Raw genomic sequence first — 6170 nt, 5'->3', positions numbered from 1 at the left:
GGCTATTTTCTATCTATCTATCTATCTATCTATCTATCTATCTATAATATTTCCTATCTATAGGAGGGCTCTTGAAAACCGGTTCTTTTATCCTGTGCCGGCGTTATCGATCGGTTTAAATCTGCCAAAATAGGCGGTATGATGCGTTCCAATCCACCTCTGGCTTTGATCTTGAACAAAATCCCGCTAACACAGGGATCTCTTCTCCCTGGATAACAGCCCGTGATGACCGCTTCTGGGTGAACCTGCAAGAATGTATTTTTATGTTTACCTGTTAAAATTACTCTTTTACCAGTAATGAACACGCCGGGAACACCCGGCACGACCGAAAACACTACAGGGGTGGCCTCACGGCCGGCAGGGACCGGGGGACGCGCCGACATGAGGGAACCGTTTACCTCTAAAAAATAACCGCGACAAGAATAAAAACAATAAATTGAAAAAAAAATGAGACATAGAAAAGAAAAAGAAAAAAAAACGCTTGTATTTAATTCAACTTTTTTTAAGTTGTGAACAGGGAAGAAATTTACTCTATTCAGGAATCTGATAGGGTGCAAATCACATGTTAAACTAAAACTAAGGGTAAAAAGATGAAATATATGATGATAAGGCTACTATCTTTGTTTTCTTTTGTGTTCCTTTTTTCTGTAGCGGGGCTGCAGGCACAAAACATTGATGTTTCCGGGCAGGTGGTTGATGCCACTTCCGGCGAGTCGCTGCCGGGGGTGAATATCACCGTTCAGGGGACGACCTCGGGAACAACCACGGACATAGACGGGAACTATGAAATAACGGTCCCCTCTGACGCGACGCTGGTTTTTTCCTTTGTAGGATTTCAGCGTGCCGAAATCCCGGTGGAGGGAAGGAGCACTATTAACGTGGAACTCCAGGAATCAACCGCAGCCCTCGATGAAGTCGTGGTGGTTGGTTTCGGAACGCAGCGCCGGGCGGATGTCACGGGTGCCGTAAGTTCGGTCTCAGCCAGTGAACTGGAAGAGCAGCCGCTAACCAATACCGAGCTGGGCCTGCAGGGAATCTCCCCCGGCCTGACAGTCGAATATGAAGGGGGGCAGCCGGGCGAGGAAAATGCCGTAACACGTATCCGCGGCACCGGTACTCTGAATAATGCCAATCCGCTGGTCCTCGTTGATGGGGTTGAGCAATCGCTCAGTACGCTCGAACCCTCCTCCATCGAGTCAATTTCGGTGCTCAAAGACGCAGCTTCCGCTGCTATCTACGGGTCCCGCGCCGCCAACGGGGTTATACTGGTGGAAACCAAGCGAGGAGCCGGTTCGGGCATGAATATCCAGTACAATACCTATGTCGGGGTACAGAATGAGCTGGGATTCCCGGAAGGGGCTTCCAAAGAGGACTGGATGATGCTGGTAAACGAAGCTCAGGTCAATGCCGGCGGGTCCCCCATTTATTCACAGGAATATATGGATAATGTACTGGCCGGGACCAACCCGCTGGAATATCCTTTCGCCGAGTGGGAGAAGGGCGTATTCCAGGAAAATGCACTCGAACACAATCACTCGCTGTCCGTATCAGCGGGAAGCGACATCGGGCGCATTTATGCCAACGTTAATTATACCAATACGGAAGGGGTCATTCAGAGTTTCAATAATGAGCGGGCGAGCATTCGCATCAACAGCGACCTGTACCTGACGGATGAACTGACTGCCAAAGCCAATGTTTTGTACCGGAGCAGGGATGTTTCCGGTCCCGGTTTTACGCCCCAGCGTATTACCCAGGGCATTCTCCACATGAACCGGAACGCGGTCATGAGCTACCCGGACGGGCAGGAAGCGACCGGGGATCTGCTGTTTGGCCAGTGGAACCCCTTTATCATGGCCAATTCGGGGGAGACCACCCGCCTCAGCAATGATATTGTCGGGACCCTGGGCCTGGAGTACCAGATTAACGAGATGTTTTCACTGGAAGGGGATTTTACGGCCAATATCACCGGCACCGATGAAACCGTGTTCCGGGAATCCCGCAACGGCATGATCAACTATGTGACGGGCGAACCGGTGGCGGCCAGCGGCTGGTTCGGTACCAATACACTCCAGGAAGGTCGTTTTTCGGAGCGGGAGCTGAGCCAGCGGCTCTACCTGAACTACGAACAATCGGTCGGATCCCACAATGTGAGCGGGGTTGCCGGCTACGAGGAAATTTATAACAGGACGGAGCAGGTTTCGGCTGCCCGGGCCAACTTCTTTAACAATGAGCTGCGATCACTGAGCGCGGGGGACGCCGGCAACCAGCGTACGTGTCAGTCGTACGACGATCCGGGCCGGTTTACGGCGGGATGTTACGACAATGAGTGGCGGCTTCGATCCTTCTTCGGACGGGCGAACTATTCCTACGACGACCGGTATTCCCTGCAGGCCAATATACGGTATGACGGTTCTTCCCGGTTTGGCGAGGGACACCGGTGGGGATTGTATCCTTCGTTTTCGGCCGGCTGGAGAATATCCAGCGAATCGTTTATGGAGAATGTCGATCCGATCAGCAACCTCCGCCTGAGGGGGTCGTGGGGACAGCTGGGGAACCAGGAAATCGGGCTCTTCCAGTTTATGAATACGTATAACCTGAACCAGCCGTACCAGTTCAATGAGAATGTCGTGCCCGGCGCGGCGGTCACGGATGCCGGGAACCCGATTATTACCTGGGAGACTACCACCATGACCAACATCGGACTGGACGTGGGACTGATGGACGACCGGGTTGAAATAATCGGTGAGTACTTCTGGAATTACACAGACGATATCCTGCTGGATCTGCCGATTCCCCCTACCATTGGAGTGAGTCCCCCCACCCAAAATGCCGCAGAGGTCTCGAATATTGGCTGGGAGCTCCAGGTGAACTACAATAGTGTAGCCCGGGAAGACGGACTCCAGTACTCCATAGGAGTGAACTTTTCTGATGTCGTTAATGAAATCGAAAGCCTCAGCGGCGAGGGTCCCTTCTATCCCGACAAGTTTACGGTCTGGGCCGAGGGTCATTCCATTAACTCGCTTCGGGGCTTTACCTCCCCCGGATTGTACCGGTCCCAGGAGGACTTGAATGAACATCCTGCCCGGATCAATCCGAACGCCGGCATAGGCGATATCATCTATGAAGATCTGAACGGGGACGGCAATCTTTCCCAATCGCTTGCCATTGACGGGGGAGACCAGGTGATCATGGGCAATGAAGATCCCCGCTACGAGTTCGGGGTGAACTTCAACGCCTCCTATCGAGGATTTGACCTCTCTATGTTCTGGCAGGGTGTCCTGAAACAGCATCATACGCTCGACGGGGCGCTTATGGAGGGACCCAACTGGCAGAATTTCATTCCCGAGGTGATGGCCGAGAAAACCTTTCACCCGGAGAGAAATCCCGACGGGACCTGGCCCAAAGTGACTGCGGGGAACACCTGGAACCTGCAGGAGTCGGATTTCTGGCTTCAAGATACCAAATACGCCAGGCTCAAAAATGTGCAGCTTGGATACAGAATTCCTCAGTCAATGGTTAATTCGCTCCGGATCTACGTGGCGGGAACGAACCTGCTGACGTTTACGCCCACGGAGCTGTTTGATCCTGAGTTGCCGAGAGGAAGAAGCCAGTTCTTCCCGCATTCCAAAAAATTAACCGTAGGCATGAATGTTACGTTTTAAACATTTAGTAATGGAGGATTTTATTATGAAGAATCGTATTATTATAAGTCTGTTTTTAGGAGTCTTTTTCATCGTCGGATGCGACGACGGCCTGGATATTCTGCCCACCGGTACCGTGGCGGAAGAAGTGTACTGGGAGCGGCAAAAAGATGCCGAAACGGCCGTTAACGCGGTGTACCGGGAACTCGACGATCAAACCATGATCAAGCAGCTCGACGGGGTAACCGATATCGGTTACCGGGCGCCGTCGGGGCCGGGAACCCTGCACGATGTGGGCGCGGGTAATATTGTACCATCCAATGATGCCATAGGCGCTATATGGGACCGGTACTACGTCGGCGTACGCAAGGCCAACGATGTGATCAACAACATTGGCCAGGTTGAGGTCGGCGACCCGGAGGTGCTGTCCCGTCTGGAAGCGGAAGCGCGGTTTCTGCGGGCTTATTTCTACACGCAGCTCACCAGCCTCTGGGGTGATGTGCCGCTCATAGAAGAACCCCTCGACATCAACCAGCATGTGGGACGTACGGATAAAGGCCAGATTGTCGAGTTTATCATTTCAGAACTGGACAATATCATCGATAACGAACGCCTCCCCCTGAGCTATGAAGGGGAGAATATCGGCCGGGCTACGCATGGAGCGGCCCTGGCTCTGAAAGCGAGGGTTGCCCTGCGGAACAGCCAGTGGAGCGTCGCTGAAGAGGCCGCACAGGACGTGATGGACCTGGGTATTTACGAGTTGTATCCGGACTACCAGGGACTGTTTCAGTATGAGGGACAAAATTCCTCGGAGGTCATCTTTGACCGGCAGTATGCGCCGGACGGGCAGACGTACGGAGCATTCGGCTATTCGGCTGCTTCCATTGGGGGAAGCTCCACGGTGGAACCGCTTCACGGGCTGTATGAGCTGATGGAGTTCAAAGGTCCACAGAACCCCGACGATCCCTATGAAAATATCGACCCGCGATGGGATCACACGGTGTACTATACCGGACAGCCGATCGGGAATTCTACCTATAACTCCCGTCCCGACAGCCCCACCCCGGATCGGGTCCAGGGAAGCGAGGCGGCGACTCAGCACGGCTATAACCTGAAAAAATGGATTGATTACGAGAATGACAGCGATAATCCCTCCAACGGATCCATCAACCTCATCCATATCCGGTATGCCGATGTATTGCTGATGTACGCTGAGGCCAAAATTGAACAGAATGATATCGACCAGTCGGTGTACGATGCCATTAACGAGGTGCGTCAGCGTCCCACGGTAGATATGCCGCCCATCACCGGGGGCAAAAGCCAGGATGAGCTGAGGGAAATTCTCCGCAGAGAACGCGGCGTTGAACTGGCCTTTGAAGGACTGCGGCTGTTCGACATGAACCGCTGGGGCATCGGCGATCGAAAAGAAGGTCTGGCCCAGGGCGCCTATTTCTATGACGAACAGGCTGATGAGTGGTACCTGCACGACAGAGGATTCAATCGTTCGTTTAACCCGGACAGGGACACGCTGTGGCCTATTCCCACGGACGAGATGAACAGCAACGATGAAATCAGCCAGAATAATCCTGGTTATTAATAGCAATGGATGGTAACGTATGGTGCGGTGCAGGAACCTTTACCCCTTCTCGAGAGCGGATGCTTCCGCGGTTTTTTGGCGGAGCTGGTCTGCGCGGGGAAAGGGATAAGATAACGAGTTCTTTCCCCGTGGAGACAAGGGGGACTTCCGCGCCATGCGATAATCCATTAACAACTAAAGTGGTATGAGTATGAGTGACAAAAACGAACAACAAAGCCGACGTGATTTTTTATCAACCGTCACCCTGGGCACGCTGGGTGCGGTCGGAGCCGCAGGAGCCTTGACGAGCTGTGCCGGAACGAACGCCGTCCGGGATCTGGATGAATCCTATGTATCCCTGAGAGATCAGGCCCCGGATGGCGAGCCGCTGAAGGCCGGGCTGGTCGGATGCGGGGGCCGGGGGACCGGGGCCGCCGCCAACTTCCTGGATGCAGGGCCCAATCTCGAAATTACGGCCCTGGGCGATGTATTCGAGGATCAGCTGGAGAAGTGCCGGGACAACCTGCGAAAAGCCAAGGGGGTGGAAGTGTCCGACGAGCACTGCTACGTGGGCTTTGACGCCTACCAGCAAGTGATCGACTCCGGCGTGGATATTGTTCTCTTTGCCACGCCCCCTCATTTCCGTCCCATGCACGTCAAAGCCGCGATCGATGCGGGCAAGCACGTGTTTCAGGAAAAACCCCTGGCCGTTGACCCGCACGGCGCGAACATGATGGTGGAAACCGCAGAGAAAGCAAGACAGAATAACCTGAATATGGTCAGCGGTACGGTCCGCCGGTACCAGAAAGATTATATAGAAACCCAGCGACGCGTGGCCGAAGGCGCCATCGGCGAAGTGGTCAGTGCCAATATCATTCGCAACGGCGGCGCCCTCTGGTGGGTGGAACGCAAGCCGGAGTGGTCGGATATGGAATACATGTTGCGCAACTGGG

Annotated in this window: 3 protein-coding genes; all 3 read left to right on the top strand. The window is 53.8% G+C overall.

The window, feature by feature from the left end; genetic code table 11:
* The first annotated feature begins 599 nt into the window (after positions 1-599).
* A complete protein-coding gene (locus ACESLU_RS10265) occupies positions 600-3662 on the top strand; it encodes a SusC/RagA family TonB-linked outer membrane protein (RefSeq protein ID WP_372638561.1) in 3063 nt (1020 codons plus the stop codon).
* 25 nt (positions 3663-3687) lie between these two features.
* Entirely contained in the window at positions 3688-5238 is a 1551-nt protein-coding gene (locus tag ACESLU_RS10260) for a RagB/SusD family nutrient uptake outer membrane protein (protein WP_372638560.1), read from the top strand.
* A gap of 190 nt (positions 5239-5428) precedes the next feature.
* Positions 5429-6170, top strand: a 742-nt coding sequence (locus ACESLU_RS10255) for a Gfo/Idh/MocA family oxidoreductase (RefSeq protein WP_372638559.1), incomplete at its 3' end; no start/stop codon positions are given.

The organism is Fodinibius sp. (assembly GCF_041642155.1).
Classification (GTDB): Bacteria; Bacteroidota; Rhodothermia; order Balneolales; family Balneolaceae; genus Fodinibius.
This window is presented reverse-complemented; position numbering and strand designations above follow the sequence as displayed.